The sequence below is a fragment of the Pandoraea sp. E26 genome (assembly GCF_000681415.1).
GTDB classification, from domain to species: Bacteria; Pseudomonadota; Gammaproteobacteria; order Burkholderiales; family Burkholderiaceae; genus Pandoraea; species Pandoraea pnomenusa.
On the sequence record NZ_AYXJ01000009.1, the window covers coordinates 397,735 to 420,199 of the forward strand.

The following is a 22,465-nucleotide window of genomic DNA, read 5'->3' on the forward strand; positions in this document are numbered from 1 at the left end:
TCGGGTATACCGTGTTTTGCGCCAGGTCAAAATGCGCCGCATGGATATCGCACGCCTGTCGCGGCGCAGCAATTTCCGGCCCGGCGCCGCCATGACCGTCCGTCGACATCGGTTCGCCGGACGGCCATCGTGTCATACAGGACGAACGCTCATAGCGAATCGATCACACCACCGTCCACGCGCAAGGCGGCGCCCGTGGTGGCCGACGCCTGCGGCGACGCAACATAGACGACCATGTTCGCGACCTCGGTCGTGCTTGCCGCTCGACCGATGATCGACGACGGGCGGTGCGCTCGCACGAACTCCGCCGCCGCCTGCACCATGTCGGCGTTCTCGGGCACGCCCGCCTGCCGCAGCATGCCCGCCATGCCGTCGGACAGCGTCGGCCCGGGCAACACGGCATTGACCGTGACGCCCGTGCCGCGCATACGCTTGGCCAGTCCGCGTGACACCGCCAATTGCGCCGTTTTCGTCATGCCGTAATGAATCATGTCCTCGGGGATGTTCAGCGCGGATTCCGAGGAGATGAAGATCACGCGCCCCCAGCCTCGCTGCGCCATGCCGGGCAAGTAGGCACGGGACAGGCGCACGCCGCTCAGCACGTTGATGTCGTAGAACCGCTCCCACTCGCTGTCCGGGATGTCGAAGAAATCCTGGGGCCCGAACACGCCCGCGTTGTTCACCAGAATGTTCACATCCGGTACCGCCGACACGAGTGCGTCGCACCCGGATGCGGTCGACAGGTCGGCCGCCACGCCGCGTACCTGTGCATGCGGCAGTGCTTCGCGAAGCCTGGCCACCGCTGCATCGACGCTCGCGGTCGAACGACCGTTGACGATCGTCGTCGCACCGGCGGCGGCCAGACCGTGAGCAATGGCGAACCCGATGCCCGCCGTGGACGCGCTTACCAGCGCGAGCTTGTCTTTCAGATCGATATGCATGTATGCGCTCCCGAAAATGCCAGATGTCAGGCGATGGCCCCGCCCGCGTCGATGAGCACGGTCGAGCCCGTGGCGCTCGGCGTGCCCGCGAGATAGAGAATCGCATTGGCGACATCGTCCGCGGCCACCACGCGGCGCGCCGGCAGACGCTCGGCGGCGTTGCGATACATCGCCTCACGGTCGGTTTCGGCCATTTTGTTCCAAAGCGGGGTGACGGTCAGCCCCGGCGACACGGTATTCACGCGAACGGGGGAGAGTTCGAGCGCAAGGCCTCGGCCGAGCGCCTCGACGGCGGCGTTGATCGCGCCTTGCACCACCGACGCCGTGCTCGGGCGCACGCTCAGGTAGCCCGACGTAAGCGTGAGCGAACCGCCCGCCTCGATGCGCGCGTGACGCGCCACGTGGTAGGTCCCCCAAAACTTGCTGTCGAACGCGGCATGCGCGTCTTCGAGCGGGAGTTTGCGCACCTGCCCCGTGGGGGTCTGGGCGGCGGAAATCACAACGTGCTGCCACGGGGCGTGTTCCTCGAAAAAGCGTTCGACCGCGGCGGCGTTGCCCGTGTCGAGCACAACCGCGCGCGCGGTACTGCCGATCGTGGCAAGCGCGGCGTCGAGCTTCGCCTGGCTGCGCGAGGCGATCGTCACGGCGGCGCCCGCTTTTGCAAATGCCTGCGCCGCCGCGCGACCAATGCCGGAACTGCCCCCAATGACCAATACGCGCTGACCTTCGAAATCGAACATGCTAAAACTCCTGAATGAAGAAGTGAGACCTTGCGGGAAAGGCGACATCGGTGCCTGGCGGGCGCTTGCGCGCCAACGGCGTCGTCATGTCATGAGGCTATTGTGATCCTGATCGTAAAAAACGATAATCCCTTAAAAAATGGAATCACTCTCTTCAAATTATTGAGAATCGAAGCGCGATGATCGAGCATACGCTGGACCTCACCCTCTTCGACCGCATCGTTGCCACGGGGAGCCTGTCGGCGGCCGCTCGCGAGATGGGGCTGTCGCTGGCCGTCGTGAGCAAGCGGCTCGGACTGCTCGAGCAGCGACTGGGGGTGCGGTTGCTCAACCGCACCACGCGCAGGCAGGCATTGACCGAGGAGGGGCAGGTCTTTCACACGTGCTGCCGGCGGATCCTCGCGGAAATTGCGGAGACGGAGCGGCTGATGTCGCGTCAGTCGGACACCGTCGGCGGCGTGCTTCGCATCAGCGCGCCACGCGCGTTCGGACGCCGCCAGCTCGCCCCGCTGCTGGTCGCGTTTCGCGAGCGGCATCCCGACGTGAAGATCCATCTTTCGTTGAGCGATCTGTGGGTCGACCTGGTGGCGCACGGCATCGATGTGGCGATCCGCGTCGGGACCTTGCCCGACTCCAGCCTCGTCGCGCAGGAACTCGCGCCGAACTATCGCGTGCTCATCGCCTCGCCCGACTATCTCGCACGGCGCGGCACGCCGCGCGACGCAGGTGAACTGCAACAGCACGATTGCATTCTGTTCGGTAATTCACCGCATGGCGACTGGCGATTCATATGGCAGTCCGAAACGGTTCGGGTGCAGGTGCGTGACACTTATGTCGTGGACGACGGCGACACGGCCCATGAACTCGCGTTGCATGGCGCGGGCATTGTCCAGAAGTCGATCTGGGACGTGGGCGACGATATCGAGGCGGGACGCCTCGTGCGCGTGCTGCCCGATCTGCCGATTCCGGCGTCACCGTTGCATGCCGTGTATCCGCACGGTCCACATCTGGCGCCGCGCACGCGCGCGTTCATCGACTTCATGCGAGACCGGTTGCGCGCGGCATGGCGTTGGCCGGAGCGTTGACGCACCGCGACACTCCCACTGCGCCTCGCCGGCGCATGCGCGCCCGACGGATCGGTCCCGCGCCGGATCCGCACACCGCAAAGCAAACGCCGCGATGCCCCTTTCGGACATCGCGGCGCTTTTTCATGCTGGATGACGCCTGCCACACCGGTGCAGCGCGCGGTGAAGCTTGCTATCCGTCCGCGTCCGTCCGCGTCCGCCTGGCACACGTCGGACGTATCGGACGTATCGGACGTATCGGACGTATCGGACGTATCGGACGCGTCGGGCGAACTCAGGCGGCCTTGTCCATCTGACGCTCGCCGCCCACGGCTTCGACAAGGTCGTCGAGCATGCGCGCGAGCTCACCGGTCATGAGGGCCACGTCGGCATCGAACTTCTCGGCCTCGCCTTCGGCCGTCGGATCGGCGGCGTCCTTGATGATGTCGAGCGGTGTCACGCGCTTGATGATGAACGCATCGGTGAGCACGAACGAGATGCGGTCGTTCCACGTCATCGCCAGCTTGGTACAACGCTTGCCCGCCTCGATGTGCTGGCGAACGTCCGCGCCGTCGAGCGGATGCGCCACATAGCGCACGGCGGCCTTCTCGTCGGTATTCGAGCGCAGCTCCACGTCCTGGTCGACGGTGAACCCCGGCGGCGCGTCGTTGCCCGCCAGCCACGACGTCATCACGGCCACCGGCGCCTCGTTGAGCTCCACGCTCTCGAGCGTGATGTCGAGCGTCTTCAGCAGCAGGCTGCGCACCTCGTCGGCCTTGGCGGGCGAGGCGGCGTCGATCACCAGCCAGCGGTTGACAGGATCGATCCACACACGCGTGTCGCGGCGAATGCCGAAGGCACGTGGCAGCAACTCGTCGGTGACCTGCTCCTTGAGCTCGCGCATCTGCTTGCGACCGGGCTTGAAGCCCTGCTGCTCCTCGAGCTCGGCCGCCTTCGCACGCGTGACCTGATTGACGACGGTCGTCGGCAGCAGCTTCTTCTCGGCGCGGTACGCCAACAGGAACTGCCGGTTGACGCTATGCACGAGCTCGCCGCCGTCTCTCGGCGGCGCCCAGCCCTGCACCTGCATTTCGAGGCTGCCGCCCTCGCGGAAGGCATGCTTCTCGAGCGCCTCCTCCATTTGCGCGACGCTCATGGACCAACCGGCAGGAATTCGGTGCAACTGAAGATTCTTGAACCACATCGGCATCACCGCAAAAAGCAAAAGCAGCGATTTTACCAGTGCCGCGTCATCGCGCGAAATGCAGGCTCGCGAAACACCCCGCCCCGGTCAGAGGAAGCGGTCCAGAATCTTGCGGCTGGGCTTGTCGAGCCTGGACGAATCGCGAATCAGGAAGTGGATGCCGTGACTGTCGGTAATGAGCAGCGTCTGCGCGCCGAGCCGGCGAATGTCCTCTTCGCCGCGCAACACGAACGTGGCCTCGCCGCGGTTGGTCTCGACCGTCCAGTAGCTGGGTGTTGCGTACGTCGATACGCCAACGATGCGCAGCACCTCCGGCATGAACTCGCGCGCGGCGAGCTCTTCCTGCACCAGCGCGCGCATGGCGGCGGGCAGCGCGTCGAGCGAGTCGAGCCAAACCAGCTCGCGGCCGTCGACGCTCACGAGCGCCAGCCCCTCTTCCGGCGCGGCAATGGGAAAAGCGCGCACGGGCACCACGCCCTCGTGGGCGATGCCGGCGGCATCGGTCAGCACCAAACGTCCAAAGGCGTTGCGCGACAAGGTGAAATCGATCTGCATGGGAGTCTTCGCGAACGGTTCAGTTGACGGACAGCGGCTGGACCGGGGCGGCGGTTACCGCGGCCACGCTGGCGGCGGCCTCGGCCGATGCCACGGCCTCGTCGGCGTCCGTGTCGACGTTGCGCTGCTGCGCCTGGTAGAGCTTGTAATAGGCGCCCTCGCGCGCGATCAGTTCGTCGTGGTTGCCCACTTCGACGATCCTGCCCCGATCGAGCACCACAAGACGATCGGCCTTGCGCAATGTCGAGAGACGGTGCGCGATGGCGATCGTCGTGCGCCCCTTGACGAGATTGTCGAGCGCCTTCTGAATTTCCTTTTCGGTGGCCGTGTCGACCGACGACGTTGCCTCGTCGAGAATGAGGATTCGCGGATCGATCAGCAACGCTCGGGCGATGGAAATTCGCTGACGCTCGCCGCCCGAGAGGGCTTGCCCGCGCTCGCCCACGAGAGAATCGTAGCCATGCGGCAGACGCAGGATGAATTCATGCGCGTGCGCGGCGCGCGCGGCGGCGACGATCTCGGCACGTGTCGCGTCGGGCTTGCCGTAGGCGATGTTGTCCGCGATCGTGCCGAAGAACAGGAACGGCTCCTGCAACACCAGGCCCACGTTGCGGCGGAAGTCGGAGACCGGCAGCGCCCGGATATCCACGCCGTCGATCTGGATCGCGCCTTCAGCCACATCGTAGAAACGGCAGATCAGGTTCACCAGTGTGCTCTTGCCCGAGCCGCTGTGTCCGACCAGACCGATCATCTCGCCCGGCGCGATGCGCAGGTCCATGCCCCGGATCACCGCCCGGTTGCCGTAGCGGAAGCCGATGTCACGCAGATCGATGGCCCCCTTCACTTCCTTGAGGTGCACGGGGTTGACCGGCTCGGGCACGTTCGAGACGTGATCGAGGATGTCGAAGATGCGCTTCGCACCAGCTGCGGCCTTTTGCGTAACCGACACGATGCGGCTCATCGAATCGAGACGGGTATAGAAACGGCTGATATAGGTGAGGAAGGCCGTCAGCACGCCGACGGTAATCTCATGCTTCGAGACCTGCCAGATGCCGAAGATCCACACGACAAGCAGGCCGATTTCCGTCAGGAACGTGACCGTCGGCGAGAACAGCGACCACACCCGGTTCACGCGATCGTTGACCACGAGGTTGTGACGGTTGGCCTCCTTGAAACGCGACACCTCGCGATTTTCCTGCGCGAAGGCCTTGACCACGCGAATGCCCGGAATGGTGTCGGCCAGCACGTTGGTGATTTCGGACCAGATCCGGTCGACTTTCTCGAAGCCGTGACGCAGCCGGTCGCGCACCAGATGAATCAGCCACGCGATGAACGGCAGCGGCACGAGTGTGACCAGCGCCAGCCACGGATTGATCGACACCAGAATGACTGCCGTCATGACGATCATCAGCACGTCGGTCGCGAAGTCGAGCAGGTGCAGCGACAGGAACACGCAGATGCGGTCGCTTTCCGAGCCGATGCGCGCCATCAGGTCGCCGGTGCGCTTGCCCCCGAAATATTCCAGCGAGAGACGCAGCAGATGCGAATACGTGGCCGTACGCAGGTCGGCGCCGATGCGCTCCGACACTTTCGCGAGCAGGTACGTGCGCGCCCAGCCGAGCACCCAGGCCACCAGCCCCGCGCCCAGCAGCCCGGACAAATACTTGCCGACCAGCATGTAATCGATCGGCTTGCCGTTCTGGAACGGAATCAGCACGTTGTCCATGAGCGGCATCGTCAGATACGGCGGGATCAGCGTGGCGCCCGTGGCGCACAGCGTGAGCAGAAAGCCGGCCAAAAGCTGGAAGCGATACGGCCTGGCAAAACGCCACAATCGCAGCAGCGCCCACGTCGACGGCGGGGCCTCGGCTTCCGGGTTGCACTGCGCGCACTCGTCGTCGCCCGCCGGCAGTTCGGCCTGGCAGATCGGGCAGACGCCCGGCGCTTCGGGCTCGTGACGGGCGGCATGACCCGCGACGAGCGCGTCGCGCTCACGCACGATGGTGTCCATCAACGCCAGCGCCGCCGGGTTGTGTCCCAGCGTGTAGCGCCAGGTAGCCAGTTTCTCGCGGGCGTCGCAAAGCTCGAGCGAGCCCACGCCGGCGTGGTCGGTATGCGTGATCGACAAGTCGGCGCGATACGGCCACGACTGCCAAGCGTGGGCCGCGGGCGTCGGCCGGCCACTTTGCGCCTCGCGCGCCAGAATGCGCCGGTCCGTCGCCACGGCGACACCCTGCGCGAAGTGAAGCCGGGCGTCGAGATCGAGCGAGAGCCACGCCAGCACGGTTTCGCCGTCAGCCAATTGGGCGGCAAGCGCCGGATACCATGGCTCGGCGGCAGCGTTTCGGGGCGAGGCGAACGACACGGAAGTCGAGGCGCCGGCGGGGCTGCTCTCGGAGGACGCGGTCGGAGTGGCGGCGGAAGAAGCCGCCGGAGTGGAGGTGTCGGTCATTGCTGCGGCAGACGTGTCCTCAAGGGGCGGACATCGGCAAACGGGGTAGAAAACGAGGCGAACTTTCCCTGTCAGTCCGCGAAATTGCCGCAAGTATAACCACAGCGACGCCTTTTGCGGCGCGGAGTTCCCGCATGACACGGTGCAACATGGAAATATTGTTGTGACGGTCAACCGAATGTGAATTTTTGCGTTAAGTAACCAGTTAACTGTAAGAGCGCGACCGGCCGTCCCGTCTGAAACTGGCGTTGCCGGCCTCTCCGAAACCCCGCCCTCACGCGTAATTAGCCTTAGATGAAAAAGAAAGACATTGAGATTTTCGATGTCCTGTCGCTGCGCGGCCCGAATATGTGGACATATCGGCCGGTGCTTGAGGCATGGGTCGATATCGGCGAACTCGAAGACTTCCCGTCAAACAAGATCCCGGGGTTTCCCGAGCGGCTCTCCGCGTGGCTGCCCACGCTCATCGAGCATCGTTGCAGCATCGGCGAGCGCGGCGGTTTTCTTCAGCGCCTGCGCGAAGGTACGTGGCCGGGCCACATCCTCGAACACGTCACGCTCGAACTTCAGAACCTCGCCGGCATGCCCGGCGGCTTCGGCAAGGCACGCGAAACGCCGATCCGGGGGGTCTACAAGGTCATCGTGCGCGCCTGGCATGAAGACGTGACCCGCGCGGCGCTGTTCGCCGCGCGCGACCTCGTCATGGCCGCGATCGAGGACCGCCCCTACGATGTGGAGGCTGCCGTGGAACATTTGCGGGGCCTGGTCGACAAGCACTGTCTCGGCCCGAGCACCGCGTGCATCGTCGATGCGGCCGACGACCGCGACATTCCGCATCTGCGACTGTCGGACGGCAATCTCGTGCAACTGGGCTACGGCGCCGCCGCGCGCCGCATCTGGACGGCCGAGACCGACCGCACCCCGGCCATCGCCGAGAGCATCTCGCGCGACAAGGACCTCACCAAGCAACTGCTCGAATCGTGCGGCGTGCCCGTGCCGGAAGGCCGGCTCGTCGACAGCGCCGACGACGCGTGGGAAGCGGCCGAAGACATCGGCCTGCCGGTCGTCGTGAAGCCTTACGATGGCAACCACGGTCGCGGCGTGTTCATCAATCTCACCACGCGAGAAGAAGTCACCACAGCGTTCGAGGTGGCACTCGAAGAAGGCAACGGCGTCATCGTCGAGCGCTTCGTGCCGGGTCTCGAGCACCGCCTGCTGGTAGTGGGCGGACGCGTCGTGGCGGCTGCCATGGGCGAAACGGCGTCGGTCGTCGGCGACGGCAAGCACACCATTCTGGAACTCATCGAGCGCCAGATCAACAGTGACCCGCGTCGCGGCAGTGCCGAGGACCAACCGCTCAATCGCGTGCGCATCGATTCGTCCGCGCGGCTCGAACTCCGGCGTCAGGGTTTCGACGCCGACTCGGTGCCGCCCGAGGGCAAGAACGTGCTGATCCAGCGCAACGGCAACGTTGCGTTCGACGTCACCGACCGCGTGCATCCGAGCGTGGCCGCGCACGCCTCGCTTGCCGCACGTATCGTCGGACTGGACATCGCCGGCGTCGATCTGGTGGCCGAAGACATTTCCCGCCCGCTCGCCGAGCAGCGCGGCGCCATCGTCGAAGTCAACGCCGGGCCGGGCCTGCTCATGCATCTGAAGCCGGCTGACGGCTCGCCACGCCCCGTGGGCCGGGCTATCGTCGATCACCTCTTCCCCGACGGCGACAGCGGCCGCATTCCGGTCGTCGGCATTACCGGCACCAACGGCAAGACCGTGACGGCCCGTCTGCTCGCGCACCTGCTGCAACTGGCGGGCGAGCATACCGGTCTGGCATGCAGCGACGGCCTGTTCCTCGACAAGCGCCTTGTCCAGAGTGGCGACCGCGCCAATTGGGACGCCGCGAATCGCGTGCTGATGAACGCCAGCGTGACCGCTGCCGTCTTCGAAAACGACAACACCGCCATTCTCTCGGAAGGCCTCGCCTACGACCGCTGTCAGGTCGGCATCGTGACGAACATCGATCGCCCGGACCATCTGGGCCAGTATTTCGTCGAAGACGTCGACCGAATGTTCAGCGTAATGCGCACCCAGGTCGATGTCGTGCTGCCCGACGGCGTGGCCGTGCTCAATGCCCGCGATCCGCTGGTCGTGGAAATGGCCGAGCTCTGCGACGGCGACGTGATCTTTTTCGGGCTGGACGAGCATCTGCCCGCCATCGCCGAGCACCGTGCCGCCGGCAAGCGCACCGTGTTCGTGCGTGACGGCCAGGTGGTGCTCGCGACGGGAACGGAGGAAGTCGGCGTGGGCGCCACGGCAAACATGCCGCTGACGTATGCCGGCCGGGTCGGTTTCCAGGTCGAGAACGTGCTCGCCGCCGTGGCTGCCGCGTGGTCCATGGGCGTGGCGCTCGAAGTCCTGCGCGCCGGCGTGACGACGTTCGACGTCGGCCAGGTCGACGCACCGGGCCGCTTTACGCTGTTCGAGAAGCAAGGCGCCACGGTCGTGGTCGACGACGCACACAACGCGCCGGCGCTCAAGGCACTGGTCGACGCGCTGGCCACCCTGCCCGCCGAGCGCCGCATCGCGGTCTACGGCCCGGGTCTGGACCGCATGGACGAAGACCTGCAAGCCGAAGGCCGCCTGCTCGGCCAGACCTTCGAGCGCGTAGTGCTGTGCGACGACTTGAGCGTGTCCCGCAAGCATGGGCTGGCGCAATCGCGCGCCCAGCTTCGCACCGGCATCGAAGCGGTGGAGCGCAAGGTGCAAGTGGTCGACGCCGGCACCCGCCGCACGGCGGCCGAAGCGGCGCTGGCCGAACTGGCGAGCGGCGATTTGCTCTTGCTGCAGGCCGACGAAGGCGGTGCTGCCGCGATGCTCGATCTCGTGCATCTGTGGATGGGTCAACCGATGCGGGCCATGGCCGCCTGACGCCCACGAGCCGTTGCCGCGCCTGAGCGGCGGTTCGCGGGCGCGTCCCGCGCCGCCGTCTCCGAGGCGCCTGTTAGTTAGTTACCGAACACCCAAGCCACAGTCGTTTTTTCTCGCCAACCAACCGGTATACAGGGACGCGAAGTGGACAGACAGGGATTGCAATTTATGGAAGTCTCCCGTATCCGCGCGCTGCGCGGTCCGAACCTCTGGAGCCGTCACACCGCCATCGAGGCGATCGTGACCTGCACCGATCTGGAATACTCGATCGGCAATCTGGCCGGTTTCGAGGCCCGCCTGCGCGCCCGCTTCCCCGAGCTGCCCGCGCTCACGCCCGACGCGGAGGAGCGTCCGGTGTCGCTCGCCGACGCGCTCGCCACCACGGCGTTGCACCTGCAAGCCGCCGCCGGCTGTCCGGTCACGTTCAGCCAGACGACGCAAACCATCGAGCCCGGCACGTTCCAGGTCGTGGTGCAGTACAGCGAGGAGCCGGTCGGCCGCCTGGCGTTCGATCTGGCGCAGCAACTGATCAACGCCGCACTCGAAGATACGCCCTTCGATCTGCCCGACGCCCTGTACCGCCTGCGCGATCTCGACGAAGATGTGCGTCTCGGCCCGTCGACCGGGTCGATCGTATACGCCGCCGTCGCTCGGGGCATCCCCTATCGCCGCCTGACCGAAGGCTCGATGGTGCAGTTTGGCTGGGGCAGCAAGCAGCGTCGCATTCAGGCCGCCGAAACCGACCGGACGTCGGCGGTGGCCGAATCGATCGCACAGGACAAGGACCTGACCAAGACGCTGCTGCACGCGGCCGGCGTGCCGGTGCCGCTTGGCGGTACCGTGCGCGACATCGAAGATGCGTGGAAGCTGGTGCAGGAAATCGATGCCCCCGTCGTCGTCAAACCGCGCGACGGCAATCAGGGCAAGGGCGTGGCCGTGCGCCTGCGCACGCGCGAGGAAATTGAAAAGGCGTTCGAGGTCGCGCAGGACATCTGCCGCGACGTGATCATCGAGCGCTATATCCCGGGCCACGATTTCCGTCTGCTCGTGATCGGCAACAAGCTGGTGGCGGCGGCGCGTCGCGACCCGCCGCAAGTGACCGGCGACGGCGTGCACACCGTGCGTCAGCTCGTCGATGCGGTGAACGCCGATCCGCGCCGGGGCGAAGGACATGCCACGTCGCTGACCAAGATTCGTTTCGACGACATCGCCCTCGCCACACTGGCCAAGCAGGGCCTAGGCGCGGATTCCGTGCCGGAAGCCGGCGCGCGCGTGGTGCTGCGCAATAACGCCAACCTGTCGACCGGCGGCACCGCCACCGATGTGACCGACGACGTGCATCCGGAAATCGCCGCGCGCGCGGTGGCCGCGGCACTGCAGGTCGGGCTCGACATCGCCGGGGTCGACGCCGTGTGCGAAACCGTGACCAAGCCCTTCGAGGAGCAGGCCGGCGGCATCGTGGAAGTCAATGCCGCGCCGGGGCTGCGCATGCACCTTCAGCCCTCGTACGGCAAGGGCCGCGCGGTGGGCGAAGCGATTGTCTCCACCATGTTCGACGACGGCGACGACGGACGCATTCCGGTCGTGGCCGTGTCGGGCACGAACGGCAAGACGACGACGGTGCGCCTGATCGCTCACCTCATCGCCCAGCAAGGATTGCGCGTGGGCATGACCGGCACCGACGGCATCTATATCAGCGGCCAGCGTATCGACACGGGCGATTGCAGTGGCCCGCGCAGTGCGCGCAACGTGCTGATGCACCCGGACGTGGATGCGGCCGTGTTCGAAACCGCGCGCGGCGGCCTGCTGCGCGAGGGCCTGGCCTACGACCGCTGCGACGTGGCCGTGGTGACCAACATCGGCATGGGTGACCATCTGGGCCTGTCGTATATCAATACGGTCGAAGACCTCGCCGTGCTCAAGAGCGTGATCGTGCGCAACGTGGCGCCGCGCGGCATGGCCGTGCTCAACGCCGCCGATCCCATGGTGGCGCGCATGGCCGACGCCTGTCCCGGCGACGTGACCTACTTCGCCATGGATGCGGTGCATCCGGTACTGGCCACGCACCGCGCCAAAGGCAGACGCGTGGTGTATGTCGACGGCGGCAGCATCGTCACGGCTCAGGGCGCCGAGGAGACCCGCTACGCCCTGTCGGCGATTCCGCTCACGCGCGGCGGCGCCATCGGCTTCCAGGTCGAGAACGCGATGGCGGCAATCGGCGCGGCCTGGGCGCTGAACATCGATGCGACGACGATCCGTGCCGGTCTGGCCACGTTCGTCAACGATGCGGGCACCGCTCCGGGTCGCTTCAATGTGTTCGACTACAAGGGCGCCACGGTCATTGCAGACTACGGTCACAATCCCGACGCCATCGCCGCGCTCACGCAGGCCGTCGAGACGATGCCGGCGCGTCGCCGTTCAGTGGTGATTTCGGGCGCGGGCGACCGTCGTGACGAGGACATCCGCCGCCAGACCGAGATCCTCGGCGACGCCTTCGACGACGTGCTGCTCTATCAGGACCAGTGCCAACGCGGCCGCGAAGACGGCGAAGTGCTCAGGCTTCTGCGAGAAGGTCTTGCCGGCGCGCGCCGTGCCAGCCACGTCGACGAGATCCATGGCGAGTTTCTCGCCATCGATACGGCGCTGGGGCGTCTGCAACCGGGCGACCTGTGCCTGATTCTCATCGACCAGGTCGACGAGGCGCTCGCGCATATCGGCCAACGCGTCGCCGAGGCGGCCGCGCACTGAGCACGGCCGTGTCGTTGGGCGCGCCAAGCACCCAACGACACCCCATGGCGCGCAGCGTGCAGCGCGCATGCCCGATTCAGGATGCGGCCACCGGATCCGGCGCGCCCGGCACGGGCTCGTCGGGCCGCACTGCCGCCGCGGCGTCCAACCCCGTTCCACGCAGGCGATCCGCCATGCTGCGCCGGCTTTCCAGCGCGCGGTTGATGGTGCGAATATCGACGCGGGTCCTGTGATCCTTCGCACGCGCGGTATTGCGCTGCGCCTCCTCCCGATTGCCCAGCCGGATGAATTGCTTCGCCGCTGCCTCGTACAGGGCGACCGCCTCCTCACTGGCGCCGCGCAACGCGTAAATATCGGCGCACTCGACGACGAGGTGCGCGGCGTTCATCGCGTTGGCCTTGCCATGACACTGAACGGCTTGCTCCAGTGCCGCACGCATGTTCGCCGCCTTGCCCGGGCAACGCGCAAAATTCTTCGCCGCGAAGCCGTACGCGAACGCGGCGGCATCGAGATGGCTCAGCGCCTCATGCTTCGACGCCGCCGCCAGATAGGTCGTCGCCGCGATTTCGTAACGCCTTACCCCCTCATACCGTCCCGCGGCCAGCTCTGCGTGCAATGCGCTCGCCAGGCGCAACTCCTGCCGAACGCGCGAGCGCTCGCCGCCCAGGCAAAGCAGCGCCATGCCGCGCACCCGCTGCGCCTGCGCATCCGCGGCCTTCGCGGATAACCAGTCGATATGCCCGAGTCGGAGGTTGTCGCCCTCCTGGGCAAAGAAGTTCGATGCGCCGAGCGTCGCACTCTCGGCATGCTTGTCGCGCCAGAGCGCATCGAACAGGTCGCAGAACAGCTTTCGAAACGCGGTGCCGTCGAGCGACTCGGGCACCTTGCCGTCGCCGTCGAGTGCGAGATTGAGCAGCGCGTAGGTGGCATGCATGGACAGGTCGCTCAGCTTCATGTCGCTCAGCGTCTGCAGGATGGTGCGCGATTCGTCCGGCCGCACTGACGCGCCGAGCAGCGATACCGCCTCGGCCTGCGTGAGATGGATGCCTCCCTCGCCCATGCCCGCTGTCGTCAGCGGACAACGCAATCCCACGCCAGGTGCCGTGAGCACAATCGCGCCGAAATCGCCCAGCGCCGGGCGGGCGAGCATGTCGGCGCGCGCCTCGGGCGTGAGCGAATGCAGTTGCCGGCGGCAGGCGTCATCGAAGGCCGGTTGCCCGATGCGTGCTAGCTCGACACGCAGTCCGACGAAATACGACGCAATATGACACGTCACCGCGTCGCCGCGGCGCCATTGGCTCCCGTGCATCCCGAAAAGCTGCCGGAATCGCTCGACTGACGAGGTCCGCGCCATCGCGTCGCGAAACTGCGCGATCACCTGCCGCTGGCTCTCGAGGGCGCCGCGCTCGGGACGCATTTCGGCGTCGAACGCGGCGATGCTGCGCCGGATGTCGTCGATCCCGGGTTCGTCGAACTGCTTGTTGATGTACGGACTGACCGGTTGCGTAGTTACCTCATTGACCAGCATGCAGACTCTCCTTGGTCGACTGCGTATTGAATGCGAGACGTCGCAATTCCCTTAACAATCCGCGCGACTCGAGGTCGTGCAGCGCACACGGCAGGCTGCCGTCGAACGCCCGCACGAGATCCACGAGCCCGGCCGCGGCGGCCTTGCCGTCGTCGTCCAGGGCCGTCTGCGTCAGGGCGTACAGCACGGTGCCCCTGCCGTCCATGCGGTGACGGACGCATGGCGTCGTGAGCACCTGCGCCATCTCGTCCGGCGTCAGGTCGAGGCCCGCGTCTCGCACGCACGGCGCCAACAACGGCACGCGACAGCCCGGTGTTCCGGGCACGGCGAGCGTCACCACGCCCGACGACAGCACGCGAGGCAAATCGGCATCGCTCCCGGGATGCGGCCGCCAGAGAAACAATGCGTCGCGCGCGTCGGCACGCAGTTGCGACAACACATCGCGCACCCAGGTGTCGACACGTGCCTGGCCAAAGGTATCCCGCACGAACGTCAGCCCATGCGGCTGCGAGGCGACGTGGCAAACGTGAAGCGCCTTTGCCAGCGACTGGCTGTCGTGTTCCGTCGTCCGGAAATGCGTGAGCCATGGCGCGTCGCATGCGCCGCGGCCGCTAGCGAGAAACGCATGCATCGCCTTGTGCCGCGCGGCGGCGTCGGCCGCGTCGATCCGGCCCAGCGCGATGTCAAGCGCGTCGACACGCATCGCAAGCCCCGGCCGCGGCGCGGCGGGGTCTGTGTCGGCACATGGCCACTGAAGTGATGCGACGGTTGCGGCGGCACCCCGCATGGCGTCCCCGGTGTTATGGAAAAGAGGGACTCAGTGTCGCATCGCGCCCATGTCGCGGCATGCACGAATCGCCCACACGTGGCGGGCCGTCCGACGCAAAAAGCGACGCGAGCAAAGGCGGGAAACGTGGGAAACGCGGGAAACGCGGGAAAGGCGGAAAACGCGGAACCGATGGGAACGGTTGGAACGGTGGGACCGCGGAGGAGATGGAGGAGATTGAGAGGGCGGAGAAGGCGGCAATTCAGCGGGCCGCGCGAACGGCTATCCGGTGACCAGTCGGCGCCGCATGGCGCAGCGCCGTGCAGGAGAAAGTCCCGCGGCGCGCTCGCGTGCCAGTACCGCGCGCAAACGCGCGCACAAGGTGTCGTCGTTGATCGTCTCGAAGCCCGCGCGGGCGTAGAACGGCGCATTCCATGCGACATCCCGGAACGTGGTCAGGGTCACGGCACCAAGTCCGGCCTCGCAGGCATGCCCGATCGCCGCGTCGAGCAATGCGCGCCCGATCCCCCTGCCCTGCCACGACCGATGCACCGACAGCTCCCAGACATGGAGCGCGGTGCCGAAGACTTCGGCATCGAGCAATCCGACCGGGGCATCGTCGGGGTCGGTCGCGACCCACGCGGTGCCGGCGGCGATCCACGCGAGCTGGTCCGCTGCCGCGATCGGCTCGCCGTCGGCCAGCCAGGCCAACTCGGGCAAGGTTCGAAAGCGCGCCGCCGCGCTGCGCTCCACGACCGCCATCGCAGGCACATCCGCCGGCGTCGCGAGGCGAACCCGCGCCGCCCGCTGCCGGGTCAAACCACAACCTCCTGCGGCGCCATCTCGGTGCCGTAGGCGGCCCAGCGATCGTTGGCCTTGCCCTCCGCGTCGGCCGCCGCGACCGTGGGCTTGCACTGCCCGGCGGTCTCGTCGAGCCCCTGCAACAACGGGCATCGCTCGAAAAGTTCAGCGATGAAGTCGACAAATACGCGCACTTTCGGCGACAGATGGCGGTTATGGGGATAGACGGCGGAAATGGGCATGGGCGGTGGCTTCCACTGATGCAGGATCTCGACCAGTTGCCCCGACTGGAGATACGGCAGCGCCATGAAGCGCGCCAGTTGCACCGTGCCGAAGCCCGCCAGCCCGAGTTGGAGATAGGCTTCGGCGTCGTTCACGGCGACCGAACCCTGCATGTGGATTTCGACCTCCTTGCCGTCGACGAGGAACTGCTCATCGATCACCCGGCCCGTGCGACTCGAGAAGTAGTGCACGGCGGTGTGCCGCTGCAGATCCTCCAACGTATGCGGCATGCCCATGCGCTCGAGATACGCGGGCGATGCGCACGTCAGACTCTGGAACAACCCGACACGGCGCGCCACGAGGCTCGAATCCTGCAGCGTGCCCACGCGCAGCACGCAATCGACGCCTTCCTGAATCAGGTCGACGGGTTTGTCGCCCATGCCGACCATGAGCTCGATTTCCGGGTAGCGGTCGTGAAATTCGCACAGCGACGGCAGCACCACCAGCTTGCCGAGCGAGCCCGGCATGTCGATGCGCAACTTGCCGCGCACGCGCTGGCTGCTCTCGCGAAACGACGATTCCGTCTCTTCGATGTCCGCGAGAATTCGCAGGCATCGCTCGTAATACGCGGCGCCGTCGGGCGTGAGGTTGAGTCGCCGGGTCGTGCGCTGCAACAGGCGCGTGCCCAGATGCGACTCGAGGTTCTGGATGATCGTGGTCACCGAGGTGCGCGGCAACCCGAGATTGTCGGCCGCGCGCGAAAAGCTGTTCGCCTCGACCACTCGCGTGAAGACCTGCATCGCTTGCAAGCGATCCATGATATTTCCCCAATGAAAACGCGGTTGCACTGACCGATCCGCGAATTTCGCGGCAATGCCGAACGCCTAAGCTTATTGGTCGACGGCATAAGCCAATGCCCGCAAGGCTCAGGTCGATTAGTCGAGCTGGCCGAACAGTGTTGCCAAATTATAGGCGTTTATCCGGATGTCCGTGGCCTCTAGACTTCGCTCCATCGAATGTCATCAGAGGGGCATCGCTCGCGCGAGCCCAAAGCCATATGTCCAGCAACGCCAAGCCGCAATCGGGAAGCAAGGGAACGACGACGCATACCCGTCGCCCGGGCAACGACGACGGACTGCGTATCGAGGAAGTGAGCATCGCCGGCCACGTGGGTCCGGTCACGTTGCGCCTGTACCGCCCGATGGGACCCTGCGCATCGGTGGGCGCGGCCCACGCGCATGCGGGACAACCGGGCGTGGTCGTGCCGCTCGAAGCGCACCTGCCCGCCGTCCTGTACTTCCACGGCGGCGGCTTCTGCGCCGGTTCGCTCGACGACGGCGATGCGGCCGCCCGATATCTCGCCACCCATGTACCGGCGCTCGTCGTCTCGGTCGGCTACTCGCTCGCGCCCGAGCATCCGTTTCCGGCCGCGCCCGAGGACGCCTGGAACGCCGCGCGCTGGCTGCAACGCCATGCCCGCCGGTACGGTGCCAGCCCGCGCCGCCTGGCGGTTGCCGGTCACGATGCCGGTGGCAACATCGCCACCGCGCTCACGATGATCGCCCGGGATCGCGGCGAGATCGCCATCTCGGCGCAGGCCTTGCTCGCCCCGCTGCTCGATCCGAGCATGACGCGCCTGGCCGACGGCCGCACGCCCAGCGACATCGAGGCGAGCGAGTGCGCGCAGTGCTACCGCAAGTACCTGCCGCATGCGACGCAGCGCCTGCATCCCTACGCCGCGCCGCTCGAATCGCGTCGGCTGGCCGGTCTGCCGGCCACGCTGATCGCATCCGCGGAACACGACCTGCTGCACGTCGAAGCCGAAAAGTATGCCGCCGAGCTCATCGCCGCAGGCGTGCCGACACAGGTCACGCGCCACCGCAGCGCATCCCATCACGGTCTGGCCGCGCTTCCCGCCGCATTGCGGGAGGTGGCCGCGTTCCTGACACGCCGGCTGGCGCCGCCCGCCGCCGGCCCTACCCAGTGAGTCCATCCGATCCCGGAGATATTCAATAATGACCACCCTCGCTCGCAAACCCGTACTCATTGCCGCCGCCGCGACCGCCGCGCTCGTGGCCATCGGCACGCTGACCGTCGTGCGCGTCGACGCCAGCACGCCCCCCGCCGCGCAAGTCATGCCGACCGTCGAGGTCGATGTCGCCAACGTCATCTCGCGCACCGTGACCGACTGGCAAAGCTACTCGGGCAGGCTCGACGCCGTGGACCGCGTCGACATCAAGCCGCTCGTGTCGGGCACCATCACGGCCGTGCACTTCAAGGACGGGCAACTCGTGAAAAAGGGCGACCCGCTCTTCACGATCGACCCGCGCCCGTACGCGGCGGAAGTCGACCGCGCGGCCGCGCAACTCGCATCGGCGCAGGCACGCGATGTGTTTACCAGCACCGACCTCGCACGTGCGCAGCGCCTGATCGCCGACAACGCCATCGCGAAGAAAGACTTCGATCAGAAGGAAAACGCCGCACGCGAAGCGGCGGCCAATGTGAAGGCCGCGCGTGCGGCGCTCGAGACAGCACGCATCAATCTCGGTTACACCCAGATCGTGGCGCCGGTGGCCGGACGCGTGTCGCGCGCGGAAATCACCGTCGGCAACACAGTCTCGGCCGGCGCACAGTCGCCGGCCCTGACCACGGTGGTCTCGGTCTCGCCGATGTATGCCGCATTCGATGTCGACGAACAAACGTATCTGCGCTACCTCGCACGCGATACGGGCAAGAGCGGCGTGCCGGTCGACCTGGGCCTGGCCAACGAGTCTGGCTATTCGCGCAAGGGCACCGTGTACTCGGTGGACAACCGCTTCGACACCACGTCGGGGACCATCCGCGTGCGCGCACGCTTCGACAACGCCGACGGCGCGCTGGTGCCGGGACTGTACGCTCGCATTCGGGTCGGCGGCGGCGAGCCGCACCCCGCGCTGCTCGTGGATGAAGCCGCCATCGGCACCGACCAGAGCAAGAAGTTCGTGCTCGTGGTCGATCCGGCCAACAAGGTGCAGTACCGCGAAGTCCAGCTTGGCGAGCGCCACGGGGGGCTGGTGGAAATCGCCGGCGGCCTGAAGGAAGGCGAGCGCATCGTGGTCAACGGCCTGCAACGCGTGCGCCCTGGCGACCCGGTGACGCCCAAGACCGTGAAGATGGCGGGCGACACCGGCGACGGTCACGACATTGCCGTGGCCGACGCTGCACCGGCCGCTCCGGCGGCCAAACCGGCCAAGCCGGCCAAACCTGCCCAGGCGGCCACGGCCACCGCGGCAACGGCGTCGCGCTCGTAATCGATGCGACGCCCTGAACGACACCCCAGAGTTTCGTCATGAACATCTCAAAATTCTTTATCGACCGGCCCATCTTCGCGGGGGTTCTTTCGGTCGTCACGCTGCTGGCCGGCCTGATCGCCGTGTTCCAGCTGCCGATTTCGGAGTACCCGGAAGTGGTCCCGCCGTCGGTCGTCGTGCATGCCCAGTACCCCGGCGCGAACCCGAAAGTGATCGCCGAAACCGTTGCGTCGCCGCTCGAAGAGCAGATCAACGGCGTGGAAAACATGCTGTACATGCAGTCGCAGGCGAACAGCGACGGCAACCTCACCACGACCGTGACCTTCCGTCTGGGCACCGACCCCGACAAGGCCCAGCAGCTCGTGCAGAACCGCGTGGCGCAAGCGTTGCCGCGCTTGCCGGACGACGTGCAACGCCTGGGGGTCACGACCATCAAGTCGTCGCCGACGCTCACGATGGTGGTGCACCTGATTTCGCCGAACAATCGCTACGACATGACGTACCTGCGCAACTACGCGCTGATCAACGTCAAGGATCGGCTCTCGCGCATCCAGGGCGTGGGTGAAGTCCAGTTGTGGGGCGCGGGCGACTACTCGATGCGCGTGTGGCTCGATCCCGCCAAGGTTGCACAGCGCGGCCTGACGGCGTCCGACGTGGTCAAGGCCATTCGCGAGCAGAACGTGCAGGTCGCGGCCGGAGTGATCGGCGCGACACCGGCCGGCCCGAACACGCCGCTGCAACTGAACGTGAACGCACGCGGTCGCCTGAACACGGAAGAAGAGTTCCGCGACATCATCCTGAAGACCTCGCCGGACGGTGCGGTCACGCATCTGGGCGACGTGGCGCGCGTGCAACTCGACGCGTCGTCGTACAGCCTGCGCTCGTTGCTCGACAACAAGCCGGCCGTGGGTCTCGGTATCAACCAGTCGCCGGGGGCGAACTCGCTGCAAATCTCCGACGAGGTTCGCGCGGCGATGGCCGATCTGCAAAAAGACATGCCGCCGGGCGTCGAGTACCGCATCGAGTACGACCCGACGCAGTTCGTGCGCTCGTCGATCAAGGCCGTGATTCACACGCTGCTCGAGGCTATCGCCCTCGTGGTGATCGTGGTGATCGTGTTCCTGCAGACGTGGCGTGCGTCGATCATTCCGCTGCTGGCCGTGCCGGTGTCGATCGTGGGCACCTTCGCGCTGTTGCTCGGCTTCGGCTACTCGATCAATGCGTTGTCGCTGTTCGGGATGGTGCTCGCCATCGGGATCGTGGTCGACGACGCCATCGTGGTCGTCGAGAACGTGGAGCGCAACATCGCGGCCGGGCTCTCGCCCAAGGAGGCGACATATCAGGCCATGCGCGAAGTGAGCGGGCCGATCATCGCGATCGCGCTCACGCTCGTGGCCGTGTTCGTGCCGCTCGCGTTCATGTCCGGCCTCACGGGACAGTTCTACAAGCAGTTCGCGATGACCATCGCCATCTCGACGGTGATCTCCGCGTTCAACTCGCTCACGCTGTCGCCGGCCATGGCTGCCCTGCTGCTCAAGGACCATCACGCCGAGCCCGACTGGCTCACCCGCCAGATGAACCGCTATCTCGGCGGCTTCTTCCGGGCGTTCAACCGTGTATTCCATCGCGGCTCGGAGAAGTACGGCCAGGGCGTGACGCGCGTGATCGGTCGCAAGGCACTCATGATGGCGATCTTCGCCGTGCTCATCGGCGCGACGATCCTGCTGGGCAAAGTGGTACCGGGTGGCTTCGTGCCCGCCCAGGACAAGGAGTACCTCGTGGCGTTCGCGCAGTTGCCCAACGGCGCATCGCTCGATCGCACGGAGAAGGTGATCCGCGACATGACCGACATTGCGCTGAAGATCCCCGGCGTGAAGAGCTCCGTGGCATTCCCGGGCCTGTCGGTCAACGGCTTCACGAACTCGTCGTCGGCGGGTATCGCCTTCATCACGCTCAAGCCGTTTGCCGAGCGCAAGGACAAGTCGATGTCGGCCGCCGCCATCGCGGCGAAGCTCAACGCCGAGTACTCGAAGAACAAGGATTCGTTCATCGCCGTGTTCCCGCCCCCGCCGGTGATGGGTCTGGGCACGCTCGGCGGCTTCAAGCTGCAGATCGAAGACCGCGGCGCGCTGGGTTACGAGGCGCTCAACAATGCGACGCAGGCGTTCATCAAGAAGGCGTCGCAGACGAAGGAACTGGGCCCGACGTTCTCGTCGTATCAGATCAACGTGCCGCAACTGAACGTGGACCTCGATCGCGTCAAGGCCAAGCAGCTGGGTGTGCCGATCACCGACGTGTTCGACACCATGCAGATCTACCTCGGCTCGCTGTACGTGAACGACTTCAACAAGTTCGGCCGGGTGTACCAGGTGCGCGTGCAGGCCGATGCGCCGTTCCGCGCCCATGCCGAGGACATCGGTCTGCTCAAGACACGCAACAGCAGTGGCGACATGGTGCCGCTCTCCTCGCTGGTGAAGGTCACGCCGACCTACGGTCCGGAAATGGTGGTGCGTTACAACGGATACACCGCCGCCGACGTCAACGGCGGCCCGGCACCGGGCTATTCGTCGGGCCAGGCGCAGGCGGCCGTCGAGCGCATCGCCGCCGAGACGCTGCCGCGCGGCGTGAAGTTCGAATGGACGGACCTGACGTATCAGCAGATTCTCGCGGGCGACTCGGCGCTGTGGGTGTTCCCGATCTCCGTGCTGCTGGTGTTCCTGGTACTTGCCGCGCAGTACGAGAGCCTGACGCTGCCTTTGGCCGTGATCATGATCGTGCCGATGAGCATCATGTCGGCCCTGTTCGGGGTGTGGCTCACGCGGGGAGACAACAACATCTTCACGCAGATCGGTTTGATGGTGCTGGTGGGGTTGTCCGCGAAGAACGCGATCCTGATCGTGGAATTCGCCCGGGAGCTCGAAATGCAGGGCCGCACGGCGGTGGCCGCGGCCATCGAGGCCAGCCGCCTGCGTCTGCGCCCGATTCTTATGACGTCCATCGCGTTCATCATGGGTGTGGTGCCGCTGGTGATGTCGACCGGCGCCGGTTCGGAAATGCGTCATGCCATGGGCGTGGCCGTGTTCTTCGGCATGATCGGCGTGACCGGCTTCGGCCTGATCCTGACGCCGGTGTTCTACGTGCTGCTGCGCACGCTGGCAGGCAAGAAGCCGCTGCACAGCGCACACGCGTCGACCATGCCCAACAACGTCAAGGCCGAAGTCTGAAG

The 22,465-nt window shown here is 66.3% G+C and carries 15 protein-coding genes; 6 read left to right on the forward strand and 9 right to left on the reverse strand.

The annotated features are described in order from the left end of the window. Nucleotides 1–149: 149 nt before the first annotated feature. Entirely contained in the window at nucleotides 150–941 is a 792-nt protein-coding gene (locus tag W930_RS0107260) for an SDR family NAD(P)-dependent oxidoreductase (protein WP_023874536.1), read from the reverse strand. A 26-nt stretch (nucleotides 942–967) separates the two neighbouring features. Then, nucleotides 968–1,681: an SDR family oxidoreductase gene (locus tag W930_RS0107265; protein ID WP_023595724.1), complete on the reverse strand. Its 714-nt coding sequence runs from the start codon at nucleotides 1,679–1,681 to the stop codon at nucleotides 968–970. Nucleotides 1,682–1,860: 179 nt separating this feature from the next. Between W930_RS0107265 and W930_RS0107270 the strand changes: the two genes are divergently transcribed. After that, complete coding sequence (locus W930_RS0107270; RefSeq protein WP_023595723.1) at nucleotides 1,861–2,766, forward strand: LysR family transcriptional regulator; 906 nt, start codon at nucleotides 1,861–1,863, stop codon at nucleotides 2,764–2,766. 274 nt (nucleotides 2,767–3,040) lie between these two features. On the opposite strand, the gene W930_RS0107275 is transcribed toward W930_RS0107270, so the two are convergent. The 3 genes from W930_RS0107275 to W930_RS0107285 all read right to left on the reverse strand — a co-directional run bounded on the left by W930_RS0107275 (nucleotide 3,041) and on the right by W930_RS0107285 (nucleotide 6,956). Next, a complete protein-coding gene (locus W930_RS0107275) occupies nucleotides 3,041–3,949 on the reverse strand; it encodes a recombination-associated protein RdgC (protein ID WP_023874537.1) in 909 nt (302 codons plus the stop codon). A gap of 87 nt (nucleotides 3,950–4,036) precedes the next feature. Next, nucleotides 4,037–4,504 carry a DUF1854 domain-containing protein gene (locus tag W930_RS0107280; protein WP_023874538.1) on the reverse strand — a complete coding sequence of 156 codons (468 nt, stop codon included), beginning with the start codon at nucleotides 4,502–4,504 and terminating at the stop codon, nucleotides 4,037–4,039. A gap of 19 nt (nucleotides 4,505–4,523) precedes the next feature. Continuing rightward, nucleotides 4,524–6,956: an ABC transporter ATP-binding protein gene (locus tag W930_RS0107285; RefSeq protein WP_028730879.1), complete on the reverse strand. Its 2,433-nt coding sequence runs from the start codon at nucleotides 6,954–6,956 to the stop codon at nucleotides 4,524–4,526. A gap of 294 nt (nucleotides 6,957–7,250) precedes the next feature. Between W930_RS0107285 and cphA (W930_RS0107290) the strand changes: the two genes are divergently transcribed. Both cphA (W930_RS0107290) and cphA (W930_RS0107295) read left to right on the forward strand, forming a co-directional pair. Continuing rightward, nucleotides 7,251–9,884 (forward strand): cyanophycin synthetase, encoded by a 2,634-nt coding sequence (gene cphA, locus W930_RS0107290; RefSeq protein WP_023595719.1) that lies wholly within the window; start codon nucleotides 7,251–7,253, stop codon nucleotides 9,882–9,884. Between the two features lie 168 nt (nucleotides 9,885–10,052). Beyond that, on the forward strand, nucleotides 10,053–12,632 hold the full coding sequence (gene cphA / locus W930_RS0107295; RefSeq protein WP_023874540.1) for a cyanophycin synthetase: 2,580 nt from the start codon (nucleotides 10,053–10,055) through the stop codon (nucleotides 12,630–12,632). 76 nt (nucleotides 12,633–12,708) lie between these two features. On the opposite strand, the gene W930_RS0107300 is transcribed toward cphA (W930_RS0107295), so the two are convergent. The 4 genes from W930_RS0107300 to W930_RS0107315 form a co-directional block, all read right to left on the reverse strand. Next, nucleotides 12,709–14,160: a hypothetical protein gene (locus tag W930_RS0107300; protein ID WP_023595717.1), complete on the reverse strand. Its 1,452-nt coding sequence runs from the start codon at nucleotides 14,158–14,160 to the stop codon at nucleotides 12,709–12,711. Further along, nucleotides 14,147–14,863 carry a hypothetical protein gene (locus W930_RS0107305; RefSeq protein ID WP_023874541.1) on the reverse strand — a complete coding sequence of 239 codons (717 nt, stop codon included), beginning with the start codon at nucleotides 14,861–14,863 and terminating at the stop codon, nucleotides 14,147–14,149. Before W930_RS0107305 ends, W930_RS0107300 begins: the two co-directional genes overlap by 14 nt. Before the next feature lie 345 nt (nucleotides 14,864–15,208). Further along, nucleotides 15,209–15,745 (reverse strand): GNAT family N-acetyltransferase, encoded by a 537-nt coding sequence (locus W930_RS0107310; RefSeq protein ID WP_028730880.1) that lies wholly within the window; start codon nucleotides 15,743–15,745, stop codon nucleotides 15,209–15,211. Beyond that, nucleotides 15,742–16,767, reverse strand: coding sequence for a LysR family transcriptional regulator (locus W930_RS0107315; RefSeq protein ID WP_023874544.1), 1,026 nt, complete (start codon nucleotides 16,765–16,767; stop codon nucleotides 15,742–15,744). The genes W930_RS0107310 and W930_RS0107315 overlap by 4 nt, the downstream gene beginning before the upstream one ends. Nucleotides 16,768–17,006: 239 nt before the next feature. On the opposite strand from W930_RS0107315, the gene W930_RS26540 reads away from it, so the two are divergent. Genes W930_RS26540 through W930_RS0107330 form a run of 3 tightly spaced genes read left to right on the forward strand, consistent with a single transcriptional unit; the run spans nucleotide 17,007 to nucleotide 22,463 of the window. Continuing rightward, a complete protein-coding gene (locus tag W930_RS26540; RefSeq protein WP_024788472.1) occupies nucleotides 17,007–17,936 on the forward strand; it encodes an alpha/beta hydrolase in 930 nt (309 codons plus the stop codon). Nucleotides 17,937–17,964: 28 nt separating this feature from the next. Then, nucleotides 17,965–19,239, forward strand: a complete 1,275-nt coding sequence (locus tag W930_RS0107325) for an efflux RND transporter periplasmic adaptor subunit (RefSeq protein WP_023595713.1) — start codon at nucleotides 17,965–17,967, stop codon at nucleotides 19,237–19,239. Nucleotides 19,240–19,277: 38 nt separating this feature from the next. Continuing rightward, entirely contained in the window at nucleotides 19,278–22,463 is a 3,186-nt protein-coding gene (locus tag W930_RS0107330; protein WP_023874546.1) for an efflux RND transporter permease subunit, read from the forward strand. The last annotated feature ends 2 nt before the right edge of the window (nucleotides 22,464–22,465 follow it).